The organism is Psychromonas saccharinae (genome assembly GCF_051201515.1).
Taxonomy (GTDB): Bacteria; Pseudomonadota; Gammaproteobacteria; order Enterobacterales; family Psychromonadaceae; genus Psychromonas.
Genome location: NZ_CP195153.1, coordinates 1,302,231 through 1,325,622 on the forward strand (window position 1 = coordinate 1,302,231; position 23,392 = coordinate 1,325,622).

19 protein-coding genes are annotated in these 23,392 nt (G+C 38.1%); 16 read left to right on the plus strand and 3 right to left on the minus strand.

Going from position 1 to position 23,392, the window contains the following annotated elements:
- Window positions 1-7: 7 nt before the first annotated feature.
- Both ACR30L_RS05795 and ACR30L_RS05800 read right to left on the minus strand, forming a co-directional pair.
- Window positions 8-1,882, minus strand: coding sequence for a DUF294 nucleotidyltransferase-like domain-containing protein (locus ACR30L_RS05795; protein ID WP_435237088.1), 1,875 nt, complete (start codon window positions 1,880-1,882; stop codon window positions 8-10).
- 202 nt (window positions 1,883-2,084) lie between these two features.
- Window positions 2,085-2,732, minus strand: a complete 648-nt coding sequence (locus tag ACR30L_RS05800; protein ID WP_435237089.1) for a pseudouridine synthase — start codon at window positions 2,730-2,732, stop codon at window positions 2,085-2,087.
- Between the two features lie 275 nt (window positions 2,733-3,007).
- Between ACR30L_RS05800 and ACR30L_RS05805 the strand changes: the two genes are divergently transcribed.
- The 13 genes from ACR30L_RS05805 (at window position 3,008) to ACR30L_RS05865 (ending at window position 18,494) form a co-directional block, all read left to right on the plus strand.
- On the plus strand, window positions 3,008-5,236 hold the full coding sequence (locus ACR30L_RS05805; RefSeq protein WP_435237090.1) for an NADP-dependent isocitrate dehydrogenase: 2,229 nt from the start codon (window positions 3,008-3,010) through the stop codon (window positions 5,234-5,236).
- A gap of 228 nt (window positions 5,237-5,464) precedes the next feature.
- Window positions 5,465-5,953, plus strand: coding sequence for a GspH/FimT family pseudopilin (locus tag ACR30L_RS05810; protein WP_435237091.1), 489 nt, complete (start codon window positions 5,465-5,467; stop codon window positions 5,951-5,953).
- Entirely contained in the window at window positions 5,940-6,467 is a 528-nt protein-coding gene (pilV, locus tag ACR30L_RS05815; protein WP_435237092.1) for a type IV pilus modification protein PilV, read from the plus strand. The genes ACR30L_RS05810 and pilV (ACR30L_RS05815) overlap by 14 nt, the downstream gene beginning before the upstream one ends.
- 66 nt (window positions 6,468-6,533) lie before the next feature.
- A complete protein-coding gene (locus ACR30L_RS05820) occupies window positions 6,534-7,451 on the plus strand; it encodes a PilW family protein (RefSeq protein ID WP_435237093.1) in 918 nt (305 codons plus the stop codon).
- A gap of 16 nt (window positions 7,452-7,467) precedes the next feature.
- Window positions 7,468-7,998: a pilus assembly PilX family protein gene (locus ACR30L_RS05825; protein ID WP_435237094.1), complete on the plus strand. Its 531-nt coding sequence runs from the start codon at window positions 7,468-7,470 to the stop codon at window positions 7,996-7,998.
- Window positions 7,999-8,026: 28 nt separating this feature from the next.
- Entirely contained in the window at window positions 8,027-11,407 is a 3,381-nt protein-coding gene (locus tag ACR30L_RS05830) for a pilus assembly protein (RefSeq protein WP_435237095.1), read from the plus strand.
- Window positions 11,408-11,501: 94 nt separating this feature from the next.
- Window positions 11,502-11,903, plus strand: a complete 402-nt coding sequence (locus ACR30L_RS05835; RefSeq protein WP_435237096.1) for a type IV pilin protein — start codon at window positions 11,502-11,504, stop codon at window positions 11,901-11,903.
- Window positions 11,904-12,206: 303 nt separating this feature from the next.
- A complete protein-coding gene (locus ACR30L_RS05840; protein WP_435237097.1) occupies window positions 12,207-12,689 on the plus strand; it encodes a GspH/FimT family pseudopilin in 483 nt (160 codons plus the stop codon).
- Entirely contained in the window at window positions 12,682-13,173 is a 492-nt protein-coding gene (pilV, locus tag ACR30L_RS05845; RefSeq protein WP_435237098.1) for a type IV pilus modification protein PilV, read from the plus strand. Before ACR30L_RS05840 ends, pilV (ACR30L_RS05845) begins: the two co-directional genes overlap by 8 nt.
- 36 nt (window positions 13,174-13,209) lie before the next feature.
- On the plus strand, window positions 13,210-14,127 hold the full coding sequence (locus ACR30L_RS05850) for a PilW family protein (protein WP_435237099.1): 918 nt from the start codon (window positions 13,210-13,212) through the stop codon (window positions 14,125-14,127).
- Between the two features lie 12 nt (window positions 14,128-14,139).
- On the plus strand, window positions 14,140-14,670 hold the full coding sequence (locus tag ACR30L_RS05855) for a pilus assembly PilX family protein (protein WP_435237100.1): 531 nt from the start codon (window positions 14,140-14,142) through the stop codon (window positions 14,668-14,670).
- A gap of 15 nt (window positions 14,671-14,685) precedes the next feature.
- Window positions 14,686-18,024 carry a pilus assembly protein gene (locus ACR30L_RS05860; protein ID WP_435237101.1) on the plus strand — a complete coding sequence of 1,113 codons (3,339 nt, stop codon included), beginning with the start codon at window positions 14,686-14,688 and terminating at the stop codon, window positions 18,022-18,024.
- A gap of 32 nt (window positions 18,025-18,056) precedes the next feature.
- A complete protein-coding gene (locus ACR30L_RS05865) occupies window positions 18,057-18,494 on the plus strand; it encodes a type IV pilin protein (protein ID WP_435237102.1) in 438 nt (145 codons plus the stop codon).
- A gap of 65 nt (window positions 18,495-18,559) precedes the next feature.
- On the opposite strand, the gene ACR30L_RS05870 is transcribed toward ACR30L_RS05865, so the two are convergent.
- Complete coding sequence (locus ACR30L_RS05870; RefSeq protein ID WP_435237103.1) at window positions 18,560-19,237, minus strand: DUF3334 family protein; 678 nt, start codon at window positions 19,235-19,237, stop codon at window positions 18,560-18,562.
- Between the two features lie 527 nt (window positions 19,238-19,764).
- Here ACR30L_RS05870 and ACR30L_RS05875 point away from each other — a divergent pair.
- From ACR30L_RS05875 to ACR30L_RS05885, 3 genes are all read left to right on the plus strand, one after another.
- Window positions 19,765-21,195: an ATP-binding protein gene (locus ACR30L_RS05875; RefSeq protein WP_435237104.1), complete on the plus strand. Its 1,431-nt coding sequence runs from the start codon at window positions 19,765-19,767 to the stop codon at window positions 21,193-21,195.
- Between the two features lie 3 nt (window positions 21,196-21,198).
- Complete coding sequence (locus ACR30L_RS05880) at window positions 21,199-21,882, plus strand: response regulator (RefSeq protein WP_435237105.1); 684 nt, start codon at window positions 21,199-21,201, stop codon at window positions 21,880-21,882.
- Between the two features lie 166 nt (window positions 21,883-22,048).
- A complete protein-coding gene (locus ACR30L_RS05885; RefSeq protein WP_435237106.1) occupies window positions 22,049-23,065 on the plus strand; it encodes an EF-hand domain-containing protein in 1,017 nt (338 codons plus the stop codon).
- Window positions 23,066-23,392 lie beyond the last annotated feature (327 nt).

Below are 23,392 nucleotides of genomic sequence, written 5' to 3' on the forward strand. Positions count from 1 at the left end.
TTAGTTCCTAAAACTTGTTAGCGGTATAACGATATTTTAAAAAGTTTTGTGCATTGCTCAACACTAAGAAAGCATCTTTAAGATTGCGGCGTTCTAAATCAGACATATTTTCTGGTTCGATATTATTATCGGGTTCAATTTCCGATTCAATATCCAAAGCTTGATGACGAATACGGACTAAAGAAATTAATTCCATTGCGTGTTTTAAGTCTTCACCTTTTGATTTAGGTAAAATGCCTGCTTCTATAATATCAGCTAAACGTTGGAATGAATTTTGTGATGTTGAGCCAATGGCAAGGGCATGAACACGAATTAAATCTGCAAGAGGCGCAGTACCTCTACGTTTTAAGTTAATTGAGTTGTTGTGGCGACCGTCTTTTTCCATCACAAAATCTTTAAAGAATCCGAGCGGTGGTGTTCGGTTTAGTGCATTACGTGCTAAGCAGGCAAGAAAACGGTTATTCTTTTTAGCGCGACGAATAATAAAAGCATTAAGTTGTTCTGCCCATTTGATACGCCCGTATACCCCGCTTAAATCAAAGAAAATAGAACAGTTTAATAGCGCTTTGGGGTTGGGGTTATCAATCCAGTCTGCAAAACAATCTTCCCACTGGGATTGCGTTTTACGAAATTCTGGTGTTGTCGCCATAATTTTGCCGGTACAGTAACTGTATCCACAGGCTGCCAACCCATCGCATACAAATTTGGCTAGTTCAGTAAAGTATTCACCATGTTTAGCTTCGTCATAACTATTATCAAGAATAATGGCGTTATCTTGATCGGTGACAATTAGTTGTTCGTCGCGTGCCATCGAACCAAGTGCTAAAAAGCAGTAGGGGATAGGGGGCGGCCCCAATTTTTCTTCTGCTAATTCTAATAAACGCTGTTTAAAACTTCGTCCTATTTCTGACATGGCCCTGCCAATCATATGAGAGTTTGCATCTTCATTGACCATACGAACAAAGCAATTTTTGAGTTCAGGTGAAAGTAGTACTAAATCTTCGGGCGTATGTTGTTGAAAGATACTGCTAACAAACAACAAGCTATTTTGGGATTCGTATCGAATGATATCAGCGACTTCGAGCAGACCAATCGGTTGTTTATTTTTTAAAATGGGTAAATGATGCACGTTATATCGCAGCATTAGAAGCATGGCTTCAAAAATATAGGCGTTATGATCTAATGACATTAATTCATTCGACATTACGTCAGAAACGGGGCTGTTGATGTCTACTCCTTCGGCAATGACCTTAGCGCACAGATCTCTTTCAGTTATGATGCCAACAAAACTACCACCATGGCCATCTTCCATATCAGGATCTGTAATTAATGCAGCCGACACATTTTCTTCAGTGAGTATTTTAGCAACGGATTGAATAGATGTATTGTTCGTAAATATCACCGGTTCACGGGTCAGCAAAGTCGTGACTTTGGAAGTTGTGAGACTATTCGCGTCATCTTTACTTTCAAACGCCTGTTTTAATCGGATGCTATCTTCCGCTTCGACATAATCAGCAAAAACTTCATAACGTTCGCAGAAGTCACTAAAAATAGATTCGGGAATACAATATAAGAGTGAATCTCTTTTTGCCGTTGCAGGGAAGCGAACTTTATTATTGGTGAGTAATCCCATTTGGCCAAATAACATGCCTTGATCAAGGCGGTTATATAGCTCTCCATTACGTCGAAATAATTCAACAACGCCACTGCGAATAATATAGAGATCATGAATCATATCATTAAGATTGATAATAATTGAATCTGCTCGGTGATAGGATATTTCTATATTTTGTGCAAGTTCAATTAACGCTTCTTCGGGTAGTTGATCAAAGGGAGGGTATTGACTGATAAAATCTTGAATTTCTAGTAATTCTACTTCCATTCTTTACTCGGCTTGTCATAAAGGAACAATAATATATTAATCGATTATAACGTGATTGAATCGCTTTAAACAATTGTTCCTAACAATGAATGGGTTGGTAAAATAATAGAAAGTAAGTGTGCTATTTATCTTAAATATCGCTGTTATTCTGTTGTGTTTTCGATAAAAAATACCGAATCAGTGGATAGGAGATAGTATTGAATTAGAGCAATTTATAATGACCGTTTTCAATACCATCGATGGTCCAGCTTCCAATGCGATAACGAATTAAACGTAGCGTTGGAAAGCCTATATTAGCCGTCATCCGACGAACCTGACGATTACGGCCTTCAATGATGGTAATGCTTAACCACGTTGTTGGAATATTTGCACGTTCACGGATTGGTGGCGTACGAGGCCAAATATTGGGAGCTGTGATTATCTCAACTTTGGCGGGAAGGGTTAATCCGTCTTTTAATTGTACGCCATCTCGAAGTTGCTGAAGGTGTTGTTCATCGGGGGAACCTTCTACTTGTACCCAATAGGTTTTCGTTGTTTTCTTACCTGGCTGCGTGATTTTAGCTTGTAGTTTACCGTCATTGGTTAATAGCAGTAAACCTTCGCTATCTCTATCGAGTCGGCCAGCGGCATACACATCGGGTACATCAATAAAATCTTTAAGTGTTTGACGACTGTTTTCGCCATTATTTTCATCGGTAAACTGACTGAGGACATTAAAAGGCTTATTGAATAGGATAATTTTTTGTGGGCCACTAGATATTGTCGGCTTAGCTTTAGGTTGTGTTTTTTTATAGGTTTTTTGTTTATTTACCTGATTTTTTTTAAAGGTATTATTATTTTTTTTAAACACTGTACTACCCGTAATAGAAATATCGGAGGATAATTGTATCAGAATATTATTATTACAAATGATATTATTCTGTTTATTTTATGACCAAATAGTGTCCTGGTAGCAACTTTTAGTGCGTAAATATGCATCTAATTGGACTATTTAACAGTTTTCGCTATGATAAAGATCTCATTTTTTGATGGCATAAAAATTTCACTCTTCAAATGTTGATTTATTTGAGGTGCCGTGTGCTTTTGTGCCAATTGAAATTATTAACCGTAGTTAAAGGAAATGATATGACTGATAAATCTGCAAAGATTATTTATACACAAACGGATGAAGCACCAGCGTTAGCAACACATTCACTGCTTCCTATTGTTAATGCTTTTACCCAAGCTGCTGGTATTAGTGTCGAGACAAGAGATATTTCTTTAGCGGGTCGTATTATTGCTAATTTCCCGGATAACTTAACCGAAGAACAAAAAATTCCGGATGCATTAGCTGAATTAGGTGCGCTTGCAAAAACACCTGAAGCAAATATTATCAAATTACCCAATGTAAGTGCATCACTTCCACAATTACAAGCAGCTATTAAAGAGCTTCAAGCGCATGGATACGATATTCCTGCTTACCCTGAAGATGCACAAACTGATCAACAAAAAGACATTCAATCACGTTACGCAAAAGTATTGGGCAGTGCTGTAAACCCTGTTCTTCGTGAAGGTAACTCTGACCGTCGTGTTGCTGATGCTGTTAAACAATATGCACAAGATAATCCTCATCGAATGGGGGCTTGGTCTAAGGAGTCTCGTTCTCACGTTGCTAATATGCAAGAAGGGGATTTTTATGGCAGCGAACAATCAGTTATTTTGACTCAAGATGATGATGTTAAAATTGAATTCACCGCCGATTCAGGTGAAGTGACCGTATTAAAAGCATCAACGCCAGTATTAAAAGATGAAGTAATTGATGCTTCTATAATGAGTTGCGAAGCATTGCGTGATTTTTTTGAAACGCAAATGCAAGATGCAAAAGAAAACAATATCATGCTGTCTTTACACCTTAAAGCAACCATGATGAAAGTTTCTGATCCCATTATGTTTGGCCATGCAGTGACCGTTTACTTTAAAGATGTATTTGCTAAATATGCAGATCTATTTGCTGAGCTGGGTGTTGACCAACGTAATGGTTTAGGGGATGTTTATGCAAAAATTGCGACGCTTCCTGAAGAACAGAAAGAGAAAATTTTAGCTGATATTCAAGCCGTTTATGCCGTGCGTCCGTCATTAGCGATGGTTGATTCTGATAAAGGCATTACTAATTTACATGTACCAAGTGATGTCATTATCGATGCGTCAATGCCTGCAATGATCCGTTCAAGTGGTCAAATGTGGAATGCAGAAGGTGAGCTTGAAGATACTAAAGCGTTGATTCCAGATCGTTGTTATGCCGGCATTTATCAAGAAACTATTAACTTCTGCCGTGAAAATGGTGCATTTGATCCTTCGACAATGGGAAATGTGTCGAATGTTGGCCTGATGGCACAGAAAGCAGAAGAGTATGGGTCGCACGATAAAACCTTCCAAATCGCAGCACATGGTATCGTAAAAGTCATCGATCAAGCTGGCAATGTATTAATGGAGCACCTTGTTAAACAAGGAGATATTTGGCGTATGTGTCAGGCCAAAGATGTGCCAATTCGTGATTGGGTACGTTTAGCCGTTAGCCGTGCAAGAGCGACAGGCCAACCTGCTATTTTCTGGTTAGATGAAAATAGAGCACACGATGCAAACTTGATCACTAAAGTGAAAACCTACTTAAAAGATCATGATACGGTTGGTTTAGATATCCAGATACTTGAACCAAATGAAGCCATTAAATATACATTGCAACGTGTTAAAGAAGGTAAAAACACTATTTCTGTGACCGGTAATGTATTACGTGATTACCTTACTGATTTATTCCCAATTTTAGAATTAGGTACCAGTGCAAAAATGCTGTCAATCGTTCCTCTACTTGCTGGTGGTGGTCTATTTGAAACAGGCGCTGGTGGTTCTGCACCAAAACATGTTCAACAATTTGTCGAAGAAGGCCATCTACGTTGGGATTCATTGGGTGAGTTTTTAGCGTTAGCCGTTTCTATTGAAGATATTGCCGAAAAAACGGCTAATGAAAAAGCCGTTGTTATGGCTGAAGCACTCAATGTTGCAAACAGTAAATTCCTGAAAGAAGACAAGTCGCCTTCACGTAAAGTCAATGAACTAGATAACCGTGGTAGTCACTTCTACCTTGCAATGTACTGGGCTGAAGCGCTAGCGACACAAACAAAAGATGCTGAGTTACAGGCTCAATTTGCACCGTTAGCTAAAACATTGGCTGATAACGAAGCGGTTATCGTAAAAGAGTTAAATGATGCACAGGGCAGTAAAATGGATCTGGGTGGTTATTTCCATACCGACCCCATTAAAATGGCGATTGCAATGCGTCCGAGTGAAACATTAAATGCGGCACTTGATAGTATTTAACCTAATAATTTCCTTTCTCTAATAAAAAAAGGTGCTTTATGCACCTTTTTTATTGCAAAATTTTTAATGTGAACTATGGCTCAGGTTTCTCTACTGAGAAATCAAAAGCTTGTATTTTATACGATATTTAATTATCTTGTGATCTTCTTCCATATTTAATTAACATTGTGCATTCTTTAATGAGTAATATATTACTATTGTAGATTGTTTGGTTTTTTTGAGATGTATATGAAAAGTTCAGGTTTCACCGTTGTTGAGTTGTTGGTTTCAATCGCCATTATGGCAATTGTCTTAGGCATTGGTGTGCCCAGTTTTAATGAGTTGATACGCAATAGTGCCATAAGATCTAACAGCAATGATATTGTTGTAGCATTAAATTATGCTCGGATGGAAGCAGTAAAACGCGGAGATAATATTATTTTGAGCCAACGCATAGTTACCGCTCCTACAAGCTGGAGTGGTGGCGTTGTTGTGTGGGTTGATACCGATGGTGATGATACTTTAGATGCAGGAGAAGAGCTGCGTTTGTGGGATGCATTCAGTAATGGTAGTCAAATAAATAGTACGAATACTTCTATAGTTTTCAGTGCGTTAGGTGAAGCTTCTCCTGGTGATGTATTTACGCTTTGTGACGATAGGACAGGAGAAACAGGGCGAACTATTACTATTTTAGTTTCAGGTGCTGTTTACGTAGAGGAAAAAAATGATTGTACTTAAAACCAAACGGAAATTAAAAATAACTAAAATTGTATTTTCTAAGTTTCAAAAAGGCACTTCGTTAATTGAAATTTTAGTTACCTTATTTATTATGGCGATAGGATTGCTTGGTTTAGCTGCAATGCAGATCAATAGCTCAAAGAACATAAATAATTCTCAATTTCGTTCCTTAGCAGTATCTTATGCATATGATATGGCAGAACGAATGCGTTCTAATCCGGTGGGTGTTTCTGCCGGTGATTATGTTGCACTTAAAACTGTTTCTGCAAGTGCCCCTACTTGTATGGGCAGCAGTTGTGGTACATCTGATATGGCTCAATTAGATAGCTTCGAATGGGCCCAGCAACTAGGGGCAAGTGTTCTTTCTGGTGGTTTACCAAGTGGAGAGGGAATTGTTAGTGGAAGTGTTGGTACAGGTGTTTATGATATTCAGGTAACCTGGGACGAACAAGATCGTGATAATACTGGGGGCGTAATAAGCAATTCCAGATTAACTTTAACGATTCAACTATAGAGCTAAGTTAAAATGGTGAGGCAAGATAAAATTCTGCTGTTTTCACATTTTGTATTAGAGAGAGATATGGGTAGTAATATAAAAAATAAATTAAATTTACGTTACCAAGATGGGTTTACATTAATTGAATTAATGATAGCTATACCGCTTGGGTTGCTTGTGATGTTCGCTGTACTACAAATATTCACAGCCAATGTACAGGGCCTAAATACACAAAATGCATTTTCTCGAGTTCAAGAAAGTGGCCGTATGTCGACGGAAATATTAACGCGGGATATTCGGTCTGCAGATTTTTGGGGATGTATTCACGATACTAGCTTAATCAAAAATTTAGAGGGTAACGCCTCAGTTGTTGTGCCGACTGGACAACAAGGGGTGCTGGGTGTCGAAAATTATACTTCAGCAACACAAATTGGCGGTATTTCAGTAAAAAGTGGCACAGATACGCTAACATTAAGAGGTTCCACTGGGTTTCCTGATGCAAAAATAGCTGCTGCAATGGTATCAGCTTCTGCTGGCATTTCATTTACTGCGGGCAGTGGTATTGCTACGGGAGATGTATTATTGATTGTTGATTGTGAAGGTGCGGATACTTTAACTAATACATCAATAGTTGATGGAACAATTAGCCATGCCTCTGCGTTATCAAATACTTATGGAATTGATGCTCAAGTGTTAATTCCTTATATTAAAATTTATTTTATTGGAATAAATGGAGAGGGAACTAATTCATTATATATAAGTGAAAATGGCTCTGTTACTGAGCTTGTTAGAGGTGTCAATGACTTACAGTTGCTCTACGGCGAAGATACAACTAACGATGGTTCTGCAGATACAGTATCGAATGCTGATGGAGTTACCGTGATGGGGAATGTGCTTTTTGTTCGTGTACAACTTGTGAGTGATAGCGGTAGTGATACTTCGGCAGTCTCATTGCAAAGAACTCATACGGTTACGGTGAATATTCGTAATCGTACTTTATAGTAAGGTCAGTATTATTATGTGTAAAAAAGAATCTGGTGTAGTTCTGGTCGTTAGTTTGATTATATTGTTTGTTTTAACTCTGATTGTCTTGTCTGCCAGTCGATCAGTTTTGGTTCAGGAAAAAATGACATCAGCAGTGCGTGACATGCATGTGTCTCTTGAAATAGCAGAATCTGGTTTGAGTGATGCGGAGGCTTTTATTGAAACTCTTGCAGATAATAGCTCATTTGTTGATGCAGGTACGAATGGACTTTACAGTACTGGTAATGGGCCAACTAATCTTTTTGCATCTGGTACATGGGATGTTGGTGTGACCAGTTCCGCAACAACAGTTGTTTCAGGGGCAGGTACAGTAGCACAATACTTTATTGAAGATTTAGGCTTAATCTCTGTTGCAACAACGAGTGATGAAATTGAGATAAAAACACACGCGACTGCATCGGAAGCAGATGCAGATGTTCGTCTTTTTAAGATTGTATCTCGTACCTTAGGGAATAATGGTAACACTGAACGTATTGTCGTGAGTTATTACGGTAGAAGTTTTTAATTTAATCCTTCACTTTTAAGGAACAAATATGAATAATTTATTTAAAAAAACATTACTGGCTGAGCTGTTTCTAACACTTTTTGCCACACCTTTTGCGCTTGCGTTAACATTACCAAAAGTTCCTTTAATTGCTGGCTCGAGTGTTGAACCGAATATGATGATGCTATTAGATAGTTCGGGCTCTATGAAAAATATTGTGGTGGAAGAAACTGAGTATGCGGAAGGGTATAGCGGACCTTATGATCAAGGCTATAGCAGTGACTATACCTATACTTGTGACTCAGGACATGTATTTAGTGGAAATGTATATCTTAAAGTTGCTGATTACGGTAACGGTACTGCTTACTTTTCCAAGGACCGCGATTACACTAATCTCACCGGTAGCGGCGGCTGGAAGAAGAACTATCAATTTGGGAATTCAGGTTCTGATAAAAAGTGTTTTGATAATGATACTAATTATACTGCATCCCTTTATGCATTTACTGGCTCAAGTGTAAGACACCCAGCTAATAATGGGACCGCTTCCTATACAGGGCACTATCTAAATTGGTATTTTAATAGTGCAACAGGTGGTTTTACTGGGGGGCAGAAAGACAATACATTTACCCGTATGCAGGTTACTCATACAGTTGCATCTTCATTAGTTGCTGACTTAGATGATATTCGTGTTGGTCTTGCGCAATATAATAGCGGAGATGGTGCAAAGGTGCTTGTTGATATTGCATCTGTAGAAACCCAACGTAGTACATTGACAACCCAAATTAATAATATAACACATTCTGGTAATACACCATTGGTCGAATCTCTTCAGGATTTAGGTTGGTATTATAGGGCTGGTTATACCGGAAACCTAACGTTACATGCAGGGGATGTCGGTGGCACTGAAGTTGTCGATTCCGCAAATAACATTTTCACGCCACATGGTTCCAATACAACAACACCTGGTTCAGGAACAACTGTTATTCAAAATTGGTGTCAGCAAAATTTTATTGTTGCAATGACTGATGGAGAGCCTACTTCCGATAATAATATTAGTTCGAGATTACAAAATTATAGTACAGCTGCAAATGGGGTTGATGTTGTGCAGGCCATGTATGAAACTGATTTACGGCCAGATATTGATCATGATAATGGAGATGAATATACCAATAAAGTGGAAACATATCTTATCGGCTTTGGTGGTGCAGTATCGGGAAGTACTCTTTTAACAAGTATGGCGACGGCCGGTGGTACTTCGTTTTACACAGCCTCTAGTAGTGCTGGTTTAATCGATGTGTTTAACGATGTGGTGCAAAATATTGCAGCTAAAACTTCAGCGATGAGTTCTGTTTCTTTCAATGCCAATGATCTTAGTACCGGTACTGCATTATATACCGCTACGTTTGATACTAGTTGGAGCAGTACATTTTCAGCCTATAGTGTTTCAGAGGCTGGTGTTGTTTCATCTTCTGCCAATTGGGATGCAGCAGAAAAACTTGATACGCTTTTTAATCCATGGGTTTCGGCTAGTCCTACAAATATTGAGGTTGTGGGTGAGGATGATATATCAGATCGAAATATTTTTACTTACAATAGTGATTCAGATACAAGAAGTGGGGTTATCTTTTCCTATGCCAACTTTGCTAATTTAAGTGATGCTCAAAAAGCTGACTTGTATAAAGGAAGCGATGCTGATGGAGATGGTAATAGTGCGAATGATAATGATGACGCAGAGGCACTGATTAATTATCTTTACGGTGATAATGATAATAATGTTGGAACGAGTGCTACTAATTATCGCTCCCGTTCAAGTAGACTGGGCGATATTGTTAATTCTACCTCTGTCTATGTTGAGGCACCAACCTTAAATTGGCCCGATTATAGTACAAACAACAAATTTGGGACCTCTGCTAAAAGCTATTCCGAATTTAAAAATGTAACTGCTGCAAATCGTACGCCAATGACTTATGTTGGGGCGAATGACGGTATGCTGCATGGTTTTAATGCTGAATTAACAGGGGCTGATGCGGGTCAAGAAAAATTGGCTTATATTCCTGGAATAATTGCTTCTAATGCAGATGATGCTGGAATGCATTACCTTGCAAGTCAAAATTATGCTCATCAATTTTATGTCGATTTAACGCCAATCGTGAGTGATGTTTTCATTGACAAAGATGGTGTTGCTGCAAATAGAGACTGGCACTCTGTACTAATCGGTGGTTTGCGAGCTGGTGGAAAAGGAATATTTGCATTAGATATCACTGATCCTTCTCAGTTTACAAGTTCAGCAGAGAATGCTGAAGATCTTGTGTTATGGGAGTTTAGTAGTGCCGATGATGCAGATTTTGGTTATAGTTATAGTCGACCAACGGTTGCGATGATGAGCAATGGAAAATGGGCTGTTATCACAGGTAATGGCTATAAGAGTACTGATGAAAAAGCTTCGTTATTTATTTTATTTGTTGAAGAAGGCGCTGATGGTACTTGGGATACCGGTGATTATATCAAAATACCGACCAACAACCAGACTAGTAATGGTCTTTCAACACCTAAAGTGGTTGATTTGAATCAAGACGGTGTTGCAGATTATATTTATGCGGGTGATTTGCAAGGTAATATGTGGGCGTTTGATGTTACGGATACGACAGATACTGCTAATTGGAAAGTTTCTTATGGAACAAGTAGCGATCCCAAACCTTTATTTACGGCGAATAATGGCAGCAAAAACCAACCGATTACTTCAGCTCCAAAGGTAGTGAAAAATACATATACCTCAGGAGGCTCTCCTAATCTGCTTGTTTTCTTTGGTACAGGTCAATATTTAGAAACAAATGACGTAACAAGTAATCTGGATGTAATGAGTTATTATGGTGTACAAGATAATGGGGGCGGTGATAAGAGCAGATCAGATTTAACTCCTAGAACTTTAATTACGAAGGCTGCGACAGCTTCAACGGGTAGAACGCGTTCACTTACAGGAAGTAATTGGAATGGCTCATCTGGTTGGTATTTTGATTTAGTTGATCGTGCAACGACTACAAGTACAGCTATCGAGCTTGGAGAGCGTGTGTTTACAGACTCAACAATTGAAAACGAAATATTATATATGTATACAAATACACCGAGTGGTTCCGTATGTTCATCGGGTGGAACAAGTTGGACGTTGACTATTGATTTTAAAACCGGTCAGCAAGCATCATATAATACGCTCGATGTTGATGGAGATGGAGTTGTAACTGCTGGCTCTGATGGAGATAGTAGTATGGGCGTTGAAAATACCACTGGTTTAAAAGTTAATGAAGGAGGTCCTGTTATTATTGATAATAACATATTTGGTGTGAGTACTGCTCCAGAGGTTGAAAGCCTAGCGACAGAAAATGGTGGAAGTAGTGATGTTGGCAGATTTTCTTGGGAAGAAATGATACGTTAAATTAGAACAGAAAGGGCGTGAGCTTATAGATTTTCGCCTTTTTACATATCAAAAGAAATAATAATACGAATATGTAGAACCCTAGGAAATAATAATGAAAAGAAAAAATGGATTTACTCTTATAGAACTGTTGATAGCGGTTGCAATTGTTGGCATATTAGCATCAATTGCTTATCCTTCTTATATGGATAGTGTAACTCGCTCTCGTCGTGCAGATGCGCAGGCTGCATTGCTTGGCTTTGCCCAAGCTATGGAGAGACATTATACGACGACAGGGGGGTATACTGGAGCTGGAACTACTGGCGGTAATACAGGCGCTCCAACTATATTTTCAACAAAGTCACCAATAGATGGCAGCGATACTTACTATAACCTAACTATTGAATCAGCTGCTGTTACTACTTATACTCTTAAAGCAACAGCCGTTGGTAGTCAGTTGGGAGATGGAGATATACAGCTATCTTCTACAGGAGCTAGATCTGGAAATTGGAATTAATTTTCTGATTATTATTTTTATATTATAAAGCGCCTAGGCGCTTTTTTTCGCCCATCATTGAATAATATCGTTATATTATCCTCTTTAAAATAAAGTTTTATCCTCGTTATTTTTATATTTTATTCATCATTCGTGCTTATTTTTTCCTCGTTACTTTCCCATTGTAAATATATTTTCCATATAGAATAAATCATATTTAGTAATTATTTTTTATTAATAATATTGTTGATTATTTTTAATAAATTATTAATGGACAACAGCTTTCTGTTTTTTCTTTTTAAGGGATTATTTAATGGCGGTTTTATGGATAAATCTGGTTTTACCCTAGTCGAAATGCTGGTCACGATTGCGATTTTAGCGATTGTGCTAATGGTCGGTATACCCAGTTTTAATTCAATTATTAAAAGTAGCAATATGAGTTCCAATTCAAGTGATTTGGTTACCGCACTTAACTATGCGCGAATCGAGTCGGTTAAACGCGGTACTTCTGTTGAACTTTCTCAAACGGACGGTGCTTCCTGGGAAGGTGGTTTAGTGGTTTGGGTTGATGAAGATAATAGTAACAGTATGGACTCAGATGAGGTGTTGCGTTATTGGGATGAGTTCAGTAACGGCAGTTCCATTGTTAGTGATGGTGATATTTCTTCTTTTATTTTCTCTGCATCGGGAGAGGTGAATAATAATGATATTTTGACATTATGTGATGATCGCACTGGAGAAACGGGGCGTGAAATTACCATTTTGTCTTCAGGTGCTGTGTATGCAATGGAGGTTGACTGTGAGTAAAACAAATCGGATGTTATTTAGTGAGCACCAGAGAGGTAGCACATTAATCGAAGTCTTAGTGACGTTATTTATTATGGCGGTTGGATTGTTAGGGCTAGCATCAATGCAAATGATCAGCATTAAGAATGTTAATAACTCTCAATATCGTACTTTGGCAACGGATTATGCTTATGACATGGTTGAGAGAATGCGTGCTAACACCTCTGGAGTGGACGCTGGAAAATATGATGCACTTTCTACTAGCGGTGCAACATCGACTAGTTGTAGTGCTTGCAGTACTTCCGAAGTTGCTCAGTTAGATGAATATGAATGGTCAGAACTTATCACTCAAGACGTATTATCGGGAGGATTACCTTCTGGTAGTGGAACTGTTACAGCCAATGGTGATGTATACGATATTCACATTGAGTGGAATGAGCAAGATCGTGATAGCAGTGGCGGGTTAGTTGATACCGCTGAATTTACGCTTTCAGTTCAACTTTAATTTTGATTGCATCGTGTTAATTAGGGAAAAATTCGCATGAGGAAAAATAACAATTCACATTTCAAGTCATATAAAGGTTTTTCATTAATTGAGTTAATGATAGCTATACCAATTAGTTTATTGGTGTTATTTGCAGTATTAAAAATATTTACCGCTAATATTCATGGTGTTAGTGTGCAAAATGGCTTCTCTCGTGTGCAAGAAAATGGTCGCATGGCAATTGAATTGATCAGTCGTGATATTCGAGGCGCAGATTATTGGGGATGTGCTAATGATCGTGACGATATTACCAATAACCTTTCAGATGCAAGCAGTGTTGATTTAGATCTTAGTGATGGTGGCCTTGAAGGTAATAATGATGTCAGTTCTTTGACTATTGACAGTGAAAATGTGCTTGATGGTACAGACACGTTAACGTTACGTGGCGCACAAAGTTACTCAAATGTAGCGGTTAATGCCGATATGTCTTCTACATCGGATTCAATTTCCATTACTTCTGGTAGCAGTATTGCAAAAGACGAAATGATCCTGATTACGGATTGTGTCGTTGGCGATATTTTTTCTAATAGTGCTACATCTTCTAGTACATTAACGCATTCTGGCAACTTATCTTCTGCCTATGCTATTGGCGCTCAAATACTTTCCCCTTCATCACGTACTTATTTTATCGCAGCAAGTGCCTCAGATAGTAGTGTTTACTCTTTATATAGCAGTGTTAATGGCAGTGTAAGTGAAGTGGTAAGAGGAGTTAGTGACCTTCAGATTCGTTATGGTGAGGATACTAATAGCAGTGGTTCTGTTGATACCTATTCCGATGCTGACAGTGTGTCGGATATGGATGATGTATTAACTATTAAGATTGAGTTAGTAAGTGAAAGTGGTAATGGTGTATCTGGGACTTCTTTAGAAAGAACTTATACGGCAACAACGAATATAAGAAACCATACACTTTAATAGGGAAATTATATGACATTAAAAAAACAATCGGGGGCTATTTTAATTGTTAGTTTGATTATTTTAGTCGCCTTAACGTTATTTGTATTATCCGGGGGACAAAACGTGATGATACAAGAAAAAATGACCTCTGCAGTAAGAGATATGCACGTTTCGCTCGAAATTGCAGAATCAGGTATTAAAGATGCCGAATCTTATATAGATACACTTTCTAATCTAAATTCATTTTCAGATAGTGGTAATGGCGGGCTTTATAGTGAAGGTAATGGCCCATCGGATCTGTTTGATGATAGTACATGGGATAACAATGTTATTAGTGCAACCACAGATGTATCAGATAGCAGTGTGGTCGCAACTTATTTTATTGAGGATATGGGCGAGGTGAGTTTTGATGAAGATAGTGATTCATCAATCACTATCAGTAGTTATGGAAGTACTTCAGATGATTCATCCTCTGAGGTTTTTAAAATTGTTTCCCGTTCAACAGGAATAAGCGGTAATACTGAAAGAGTTATTGTTAGTTATTACGCGAAAAGCTTTTAATAGTAAGGACACCTAATGAATAGTTTATTGAAAAATGGATTTATATTAAAAACACTTGTTGTGACATTTGCAGCATCTCCCTTGGCTTTTGCTGATTTATTGGATTTACCGACAACGCCTTTGATTGCCGGTACTAATGTCGATCCTAATTTGATGTTGTTACTTGACTCTTCAGGGTCGATGGATGCTATTGTCGAACAAGAAACCGATGATGGTTATGATGCCGACACGGATTACTATGATTGTGAGAGCGAAAATACGGTTGATGAAGATACAACGGTTTATTTTAGCTTCTCAAGTACAACGCCTTATATCTCTTTTAGCTCAGGTAACCAAGCTACTGCTTATGAATTTGGTAATGACGGTGATAATTCTACCTCCACGAGTAACAATGACAGAAGAGGAGGGGACTCGAGTTCATCTGATTATACTTACTGTTTTGATGATGATACTACTTATACTGCTTATCTAAATTCGTCGTCTTTGTCTGGTACTTCCGGCACTTATTCTGGAAACTTTTTAAATTGGTATTTTCAATATGAAAGTGATGATGCTTATAGTGATGGAAAGAAAGAAAGTAGTTCTACACGTATTCAAGTGACTCAAGAAGTAGCGACAGATTTAGTTGGTGATTTATCAGATATTCGTGTAGGTCTTGCTAAATATAATGGTCAATACGGCGCCAAAGTCTTAGTCGATATTGATGATATTGATGATAATAGTAGTAGTTTAGTTTCGGCTATCGATGGGATTAGTGCCTCAAGCGTGACTCCATTAGGTGAGTCTTTACAGGATCTCGCGTGGTATTTTACACAAGGGGGTAATGGAAAGGTAACTTTACATGATGGGGATTCAGATGAAGAAACTTGTACCGCTTCCGATGCATTTTATAAGGATGATAATAATAGATCGTCTACCATTACAACTTCTGAAACTGTAGTACAGTACTGGTGTCAACAGAATTTTGTTGTCGCAATGACTGATGGTTTACCAACATACGATCAAGGATTTACCGACAAAATAAAAAATTATGCAGATTATGATGATTATGATGATTTTGCTTCTACCGATGATTCAGATGGTTACGATTTATATCGTTTAAATGTAGTTAAGGCAATGTATGAAAGTGATTTTCGCCCTGACCTTACTGAAGATGATGGTACCGAAGTTACTAATAATGTAACGACATATATGATCGGCTTTTCATCTACGTCTGCAACGGGAAGCGATTTATTAAGTAATATGGCTGTAGCAGGTGGCGGGAGTGAATTTTTAACGGCAGATACCAGTGATGAATTACTTGCTGCCTTTTGGGAAGCGGCAGATAGTATCTTTGCTAAAACAGCGGCAATGAGTTCGCTTTCCTTTAATACCAGTGAAGTAAGTTCTGACAGTGCATTATTTATGGCAAGCTTTGAAACGTCAGATTGGTCAGGCTCCCTTTATGCGTATGAACTAACTGATACCGAAGACGAAGCTTGGGAGGCGAGTGAATTACTGGATGATTTAAGTACGACTACCTCAACGGGTGACTTTGATGATATCTATGATCGCAATATTTATACTTATAATGGGTCTCAAGGTGTTAAATTTGCGTTTAGTAATTTAAGTACTGCACAAAAAGAAGATCTTTATGCGGGCGCTGATATTGATGGTGATAGCGCGAGTAATGATAGTGATGATGCCGAAACGTTAATTAATTATATCTATGGTGATGATTCAAATGAAGGAAGTGACGATGATACCTATCGCACACGTTCTAGTCGTTTAGGGGATATTGTTAATTCAACAACGGTTTATGTTGGCTCTCCTGAGTTAGATTGGCCTGATTATAGCGAAGACACAAAGTTTGGTGCTAGCGGGAAAAACTATTCTGATTTTGTAAGTGATAATGAAGATAGAACCCCAACGGTATATGTTGGTGCAAATGATGGCATGCTACATGGCTTTAATGCAGAAGTATCTGGTAGTGATGCTGGTCAAGAAGTCCTTGCTTATATTCCAGGAATAGTCTCATCTGCTGAAGATGAAGGCGGATTACATTATCTTGCAGATCAAAACTATGCCCATCAGTTTTATGTCGATTTAACCCCAACCGTAAGCGATATTTATACCAATGGTGCATGGCGTTCCGTCCTAATTGGTGGTCTGCGTGCTGGCGGTAAAGGCTTATTTGCATTGGATGTGACTGATCCAAGTGATTTTGATGATTCGTCTAAAGCCGACGATATTGTTATGTGGGAATTCAGTAGTGATGATGATGCTGATTTTGGATACAGCTACAGTAAACCCATGGTTGCCATGATGCAAAATGGTGAATGGGCAGTGATTGTGGGTAATGGTTATAACAATAGCGGTGATGGTACTGCTGAATTGTTTATTCTATTTATTGATGAAGGGACTGACGGCTCCTGGAGTGCTGGTGATTATATCAAAATTAATACTGAGGTTGGTAGTGCAGATACACCAAATGGACTGTCGACTCCAACCGTTGTTGATACCGATGGCGATAGTGTTGCAGATCGAATTTATGCGGGCGATTTACAGGGAAATATGTGGGTCTTTGATGTAAGTGATGAAGATGAAGATGATTGGGATGTTGCTTACACATCAAGCAGTAGTCCAGCTCCTTTGTTTACAGCTGAAAATGATGATGGCGTTGCTCAGCCAATTACTTCAGCTCCAACATTAACCACCAATACTAGTACATCTGCAGGCTCACCTAATCTGATTGTTTTCTTTGGTACGGGGAAATATCTTGAAGAAACGGATATTAGTGGAAATTATGATGTAATGAGTTATTACGCGGTATTAGATTCAGGCACTGGCAGTAAAGCCCGTGATGACTTACTCGAAAGAATTATTTATACCTCTGATGATGACCTTCGCACTGTGAGTGGTGATGACTTAACTTGGGGGACCGACGATGGTTGGTATTTTGATCTTGTTGATCGTAATGTCGGTGCCAGTGATGATTCTTACACCGCATACGGTGAACGCGTTGTCACAGATTCTACAGTTAGTGGCGATATTATTTTCTTTAATACTTGGATCCCAGATGGTTCCGAATGTTCTTCAGGTGGAGAAAGTTGGTATATGTCAGTTGACTTATCGACCGGGTTAGCATCAACAACGGCTGTTTTTGATGCCAATGGTGATGGCGTGATTGACGATGATGATATTGGTTATGTCGGTGAATACTATTCAGATGGTTTGCTATCTACTTCTACCATTTCTAATGATACACAATACACAGTGGACAGTAATGGTGATTTAGTGGAAAGGGATGTTGAAACAAGTAGCACAAGTACTGAAGGGCGTCTGTCTTGGGAAGAGCTGTACAAGTCAGAATAAATAATTATTTTTATAATAGTAAAAGAGTTTATATGAAACAAAGTAAAGGATTTACACTGATTGAATTATTAATTGCGGTTGCAATAGTAGGGATTATCTCTGCGGTTGCTTACCCTTCTTATCAATCAAGTATTATTGCATCACGACGAGCCGATGCAAAGGCCGCATTAGTTGGTTTTGCGCAGGCAATGGAGCGATACTATACCAATAATGGGACTTATACAGGTGCAGCGGAAAGTGATGCTGATAGTGGTTCTCCCACCATTTATTCAACAACATCGCCCTTAGATGGCTCAGATATTTATTATAACTTAACAATCGATTCATCAACGGATAGTGCTTATTTATTAAAAGCCGATCCGGTTAACTCTCAAGATGGTGATGGCATGTTGACCATTTCATCTACGGGTTTAAAAGGGTGGGATGAGGATGATGATGGTACCATTTCAAGTTCAGAGGAAGAATGGTAAATCGTTATTAGTATTGATAAATGGTAAGGGCTGATCTACAGCCCTTTTGTGTTTTTTAGGAAAAATTAAATACCTAATTCGTCGAGTAAATCTTGATCAACAAGTGACTCTGTTTTCGGTTCAGGTTTCTTTTCTATTTTCATATTTTGCTGATCAAATAAAGTATCTAAATCAAAGTCTTCAGTTTCTTCAAAGGTAGATAGTTTAATAAATTCAGTTTTATCCATCGCGAGCTCTAAATAGAAAATATTATTTTTTTCAGTGGTAAATGTGACGCGTCTAGCTTGTGGACGGTCTAAATTTGTATCAATAGAGAGTAATACCTGCTTATTAATAGTCAGCATTTTAGGCTGATTTTGAGTAATGGATGTTTGCAGGGTTTTACCTATAACACCCGTAAAATCGCCAACCATCTGATTCATTAATTCGCCCATTACATCACTCACATCATCGGAGGTATGTGAATGTGATAATTCATTGGCAGGAATCCCCATATGCGTCATATAATTCTGGTAAATTTCTAATGCTGCTTTCGCAGTAAAGTTCATAATAACTAATCCAGAAAATCCACCATCAAATAAAACGAAACACCCCAAATCTGGTTTTAGGCAAGTTTTGTTAATTTTTTGTACCATAGATGAATAATTAATAGGGTGATCTGTTGCAGTTGATAGAACGGATTTTATTGAATCACATAAAACCAGTAAAATATCATCTGTTGTTATTGTTTTAATTTTGGCCATGCAGTTTCCCGTGATTGTGTCGTTTATTTTAACGGTTAATCTATTGTATAAATGAATATAATACGATTAAAATCATAATATAACGTGAACAGTGAACGATCTTTATACCATAATATAGCTCTGATAGTTTAAGTTGGACAGGGAACAAGATAAATTGATTTTATAATCAGAAGTAGAAGTTGTTTGAGGATATACCCGTTACTAATCAAGATGCGTTTATCAGTCACTAGCTCGGATACCAAGGCAAGGCGTAACATGATGACAATGGCTAGTCCTTATCGAATGTTATAACGCAGTATTGCCATGGTTTATAAGAAACGAGCTAGTGACCCGTAGGGCAATACGAGAGGCAAACATCTTCGTTGTTTAAAGTCTCGATTTAACCCGTTAGATCTTCACCTTTATGCCTAGAATCTGCTCACCTCTCGTCTTGCTGATTTCTGCATCTTGAATGGTAATGGGTATATATTATTGATGTATATCTAAGTCGGAACGTTATTTAAATTTGTTGCTATAGGCTGATAATCATGCGCTTAACCATTTTTCATAAATTATTTATTTCATTATTATTGACCAGTATGATCATGATGTTAGGGATGGCATTGTTGATTAATAATAGTTTTCAGGGTGGTTTACAAACCTATTTAAATCAACGCGAAGTTAAGCAGTTAGAATTTATTGCTGCCCAAGTAGGGGAGTATTATTCTGCAACCGAAGGTTGGGATCATCTTAAATCGGACCCGAGTATTTGGGAGAATTTATTAAAACAAATTGGTGAGCGCCCAGAAAGTGCTGATATCACTGTAGATAATCCTCCGCCTGAACGTCGCTTTAGTCGACAAGATTTAATCCAAGCCTATAAACGCATTCATTTGATCGATGAAAAGGGGAATATGGTCTTTAATCAAGTGGATTCACCTAAGCATAAAAAAGCCGATCCATTTTTTATCGAAGTACCTGTTAGATCCGATGGTCAAGTTGTTGGTAAAATAACCATGATTCAACGACGGGTTATTACTGGTGCACTTGCAGAAGGTTTTTACAAACAACAATTAAATAATTTTTACCTTATTGCTATATGGGTTGCCTTGTTTTCATTTATCGTTGCAGGTTTTTTGGTTCGCCATATTTTACGGCCATTAAAAAATCTACACAGCGGTGCAATTGCTTTACAACAAGGCGACTTTAAAACAAAAATACCGGTAAAAGGAAATGATGAGTTAGCTGAATTATCGCAAACTTTTAATCGGTTAACGACGACGCTCAAACAGCAAAAAATAACCCGAGAGCAATGGTTGGCAGATATATCACATGAATTAAGAACCCCTATTAGTGTGTTAATCAGCGAAATTGAAGCGATTGAAGATGGTATTCGACAACCTGAGCCTAAATATATTCATTCGCTACATAATCAAGTAATGAATCTTAAAGAATTAGTTGAAGATCTATATCAGCTGTCATTGTCGGATTCAGGCGTTAATATTGATAAATCGCAGTGGGTTGATTTAACGAAATTGTTAGATAGAGTAACGGATCAAAATGAAGTACGTTTGAGCGAAAAACATATTACTTTAAAGCGCCATTATAATCGTGCCGAGTCGGTACTGTTAAAAGCTGACTCAACGGCATTAACGCAATTGATCACGAATGTATTAGAAAACAGTTACCGTTATACGGATCCCGATGGTGAAATTGAGGTAACATTATTGCAAAGTAAAAAGAATATAGAGATTGTTATTGCAGACAGTGAGCCTGGTGTGCCAGATGAATCCTTAGGTAAGTTATTTGATCGTTTGTACCGTGTTGATAAATCACGTAGCCGAGCAAATGGAGGATCGGGGTTAGGGTTATCTATTTGTCAGAATATAGTGACGGCGCATAACGGGAAAATAACGGCAGAGCAGTCTCTTTTAGGCGGTTTACAAATTAGTATATTATTACCAATTGAGGGTAGTTAAACAATGAGTTCTCAGGAAAAATTAATTTTAGTGGTTGAAGATGAACCATCATTGGCCGTTGTCCTTTGTGAATATTTAGCCAGGGCTGGATACCGCACACATATCATCGACAATGGACTGGATGTGATTGATTGGGTTAAATTGAATCACCCTGATTTGTTAATTCTAGACTTAATGTTACCCGCTCGGGATGGGTTAGATATTTATCGCGAGCTTCGTACTTTTTCTCAAGTTCCCGTTGTGATGGCAACCGCGCGTATCGATGAAATTGATCGATTAGTTGGCTTAGAGTTAGGCGCTGATGACTATATATGTAAACCATATAGTTCTCGAGAAGTTGTCGTACGGGTGAAAAATATATTACGTCGTGCAGGTGATGAAAACAAAGAGGAACAGCAAGTAAAAGGGTTAATCATCGACGATAAAAAAATGGCGGTGTCGCTGAATGCCGTTCCTGTCACCTTAACACCTGCTGAGTTTAGGCTGCTTTCTTTTTTTAATAAGCACCCAGAGCAAGTGTTTAGTCGCGAGCAATTAATGACTCAGATTTATGAAGATGATCGTGTGGTTACAGATCGAACCATTGATAGTCACATTAAAAATTTACGTAAAAAATTACAATCAATTGCAGAAGATAGCGAGTATATTAAATCTATTTATGGTGTTGGTTATAAGTTAGCACTTTAAACCGACCGAGTCCTATTGCTGATGGCTATTTAATTAAATAGCCTTATTTTATTAAATCTTTAATCTCCTGAATTTCTCCATAATTGCCACATATTTCGAATTTATAGTTAACTCATCCAAGCAAAGAGCTTGTTTACTTAACATTAAACGATAAAGAGAGGCTATTATGAAAAAATCATTATTAATTACTGCAGCAATCTTAATGGGCACAGCTGGATATGCATCGGCTGATAATGCAAAACCAACTACATTCGCAGAAATGGATGTTAATGGCGATATGGTATTAACAAAAGAAGAAGTGCAAGGTCGTTTGCTACAAAACTTTGATAAATTAGATATTGATGGCAACGGTACACTTTCTCAAAATGAAATGCCAATGGGCAAGCAGGGGAAAACAGGGCGTGATAACAAAGGGCCTAATTTTGCCGACCTAGATAAAAATGGCGATAACGTATTAAGTCAAGATGAAGTGCAAGGGCGTATGTTAGATCACTTTGCCCAACTAGATAAAGATGGCAATGGCACCTTATCTCAAGATGAAATGCCAATGGGCAAGCAGGGTAAAGGAGGGCGTGATCATAAAGGTCCTAATTTTGCCGACCTAGATAAAAATGGTGATAACGTATTAAGTCAAGAAGAAGTGCAAGGACGTATGTTAGATAATTTTTCCCAATTAGATAAAGATGGTAATGGCACCTTATCTCAAGATGAAATGCCAATGGGCAAGCAGGGTAAAGGGGGGCGTGATCATAAAGGCCCTAATTTTGCCGACCTAGATAAAAATGGTGATAACGTATTAAGTCAAGATGAAGTGCAAGGACGTATGTTAGATCATTTTGCTCAACTAGATAAAGATGGTAATGGCACCTTATCTCAAGATGAAATGCCAATAGGTAAAAATGGTAAACAAGGTAAATCTCAACGTCACCATGAACGTCCAACATTTGAACAACTTGATACAAATAAAGACGGTAACTTATCTGAAGCTGAATATAATGCCAAACCACAAGGTAATAAAGATAAAGGGCATGAACGTCAAAACTTTCAAAAAATGGATAAAAATAACGATGGTGTGTTAGATAAAACAGAAGTACGCGGTCGACTACTTGCTAACTTTGAGCAACTTGATGTAGATAATAGTGGGTCGCTTTCTTCTGCAGAGCTTCCAAGCCAACAAAAATAGTCAGTTAAGTATCTTTCTAGTTATATTGATTAACGACTATCGGTAATATACCCGTTACCAATCAAGATGCGTTTATCAGTCACTAGCTCGGATACCAAGGCAAGGCGTAACATGATGACAATGGCTAGTCCTTATCGAATGTTATAACGCAGTATTGGTGTTCGAGCTAGTGACCCGCAGGGCAAGACGAGAGGCAAACATCTTCGTTGTTATAAAGTCTCGATTTAACCCGTTAGATCTTCACCTTTATGCCTAGAATCTGCTTACCTCTCGTCTTGCTGATTTCTGCATCTTGAATGGTAACGGGTATATAAGCCTCGTTACTGT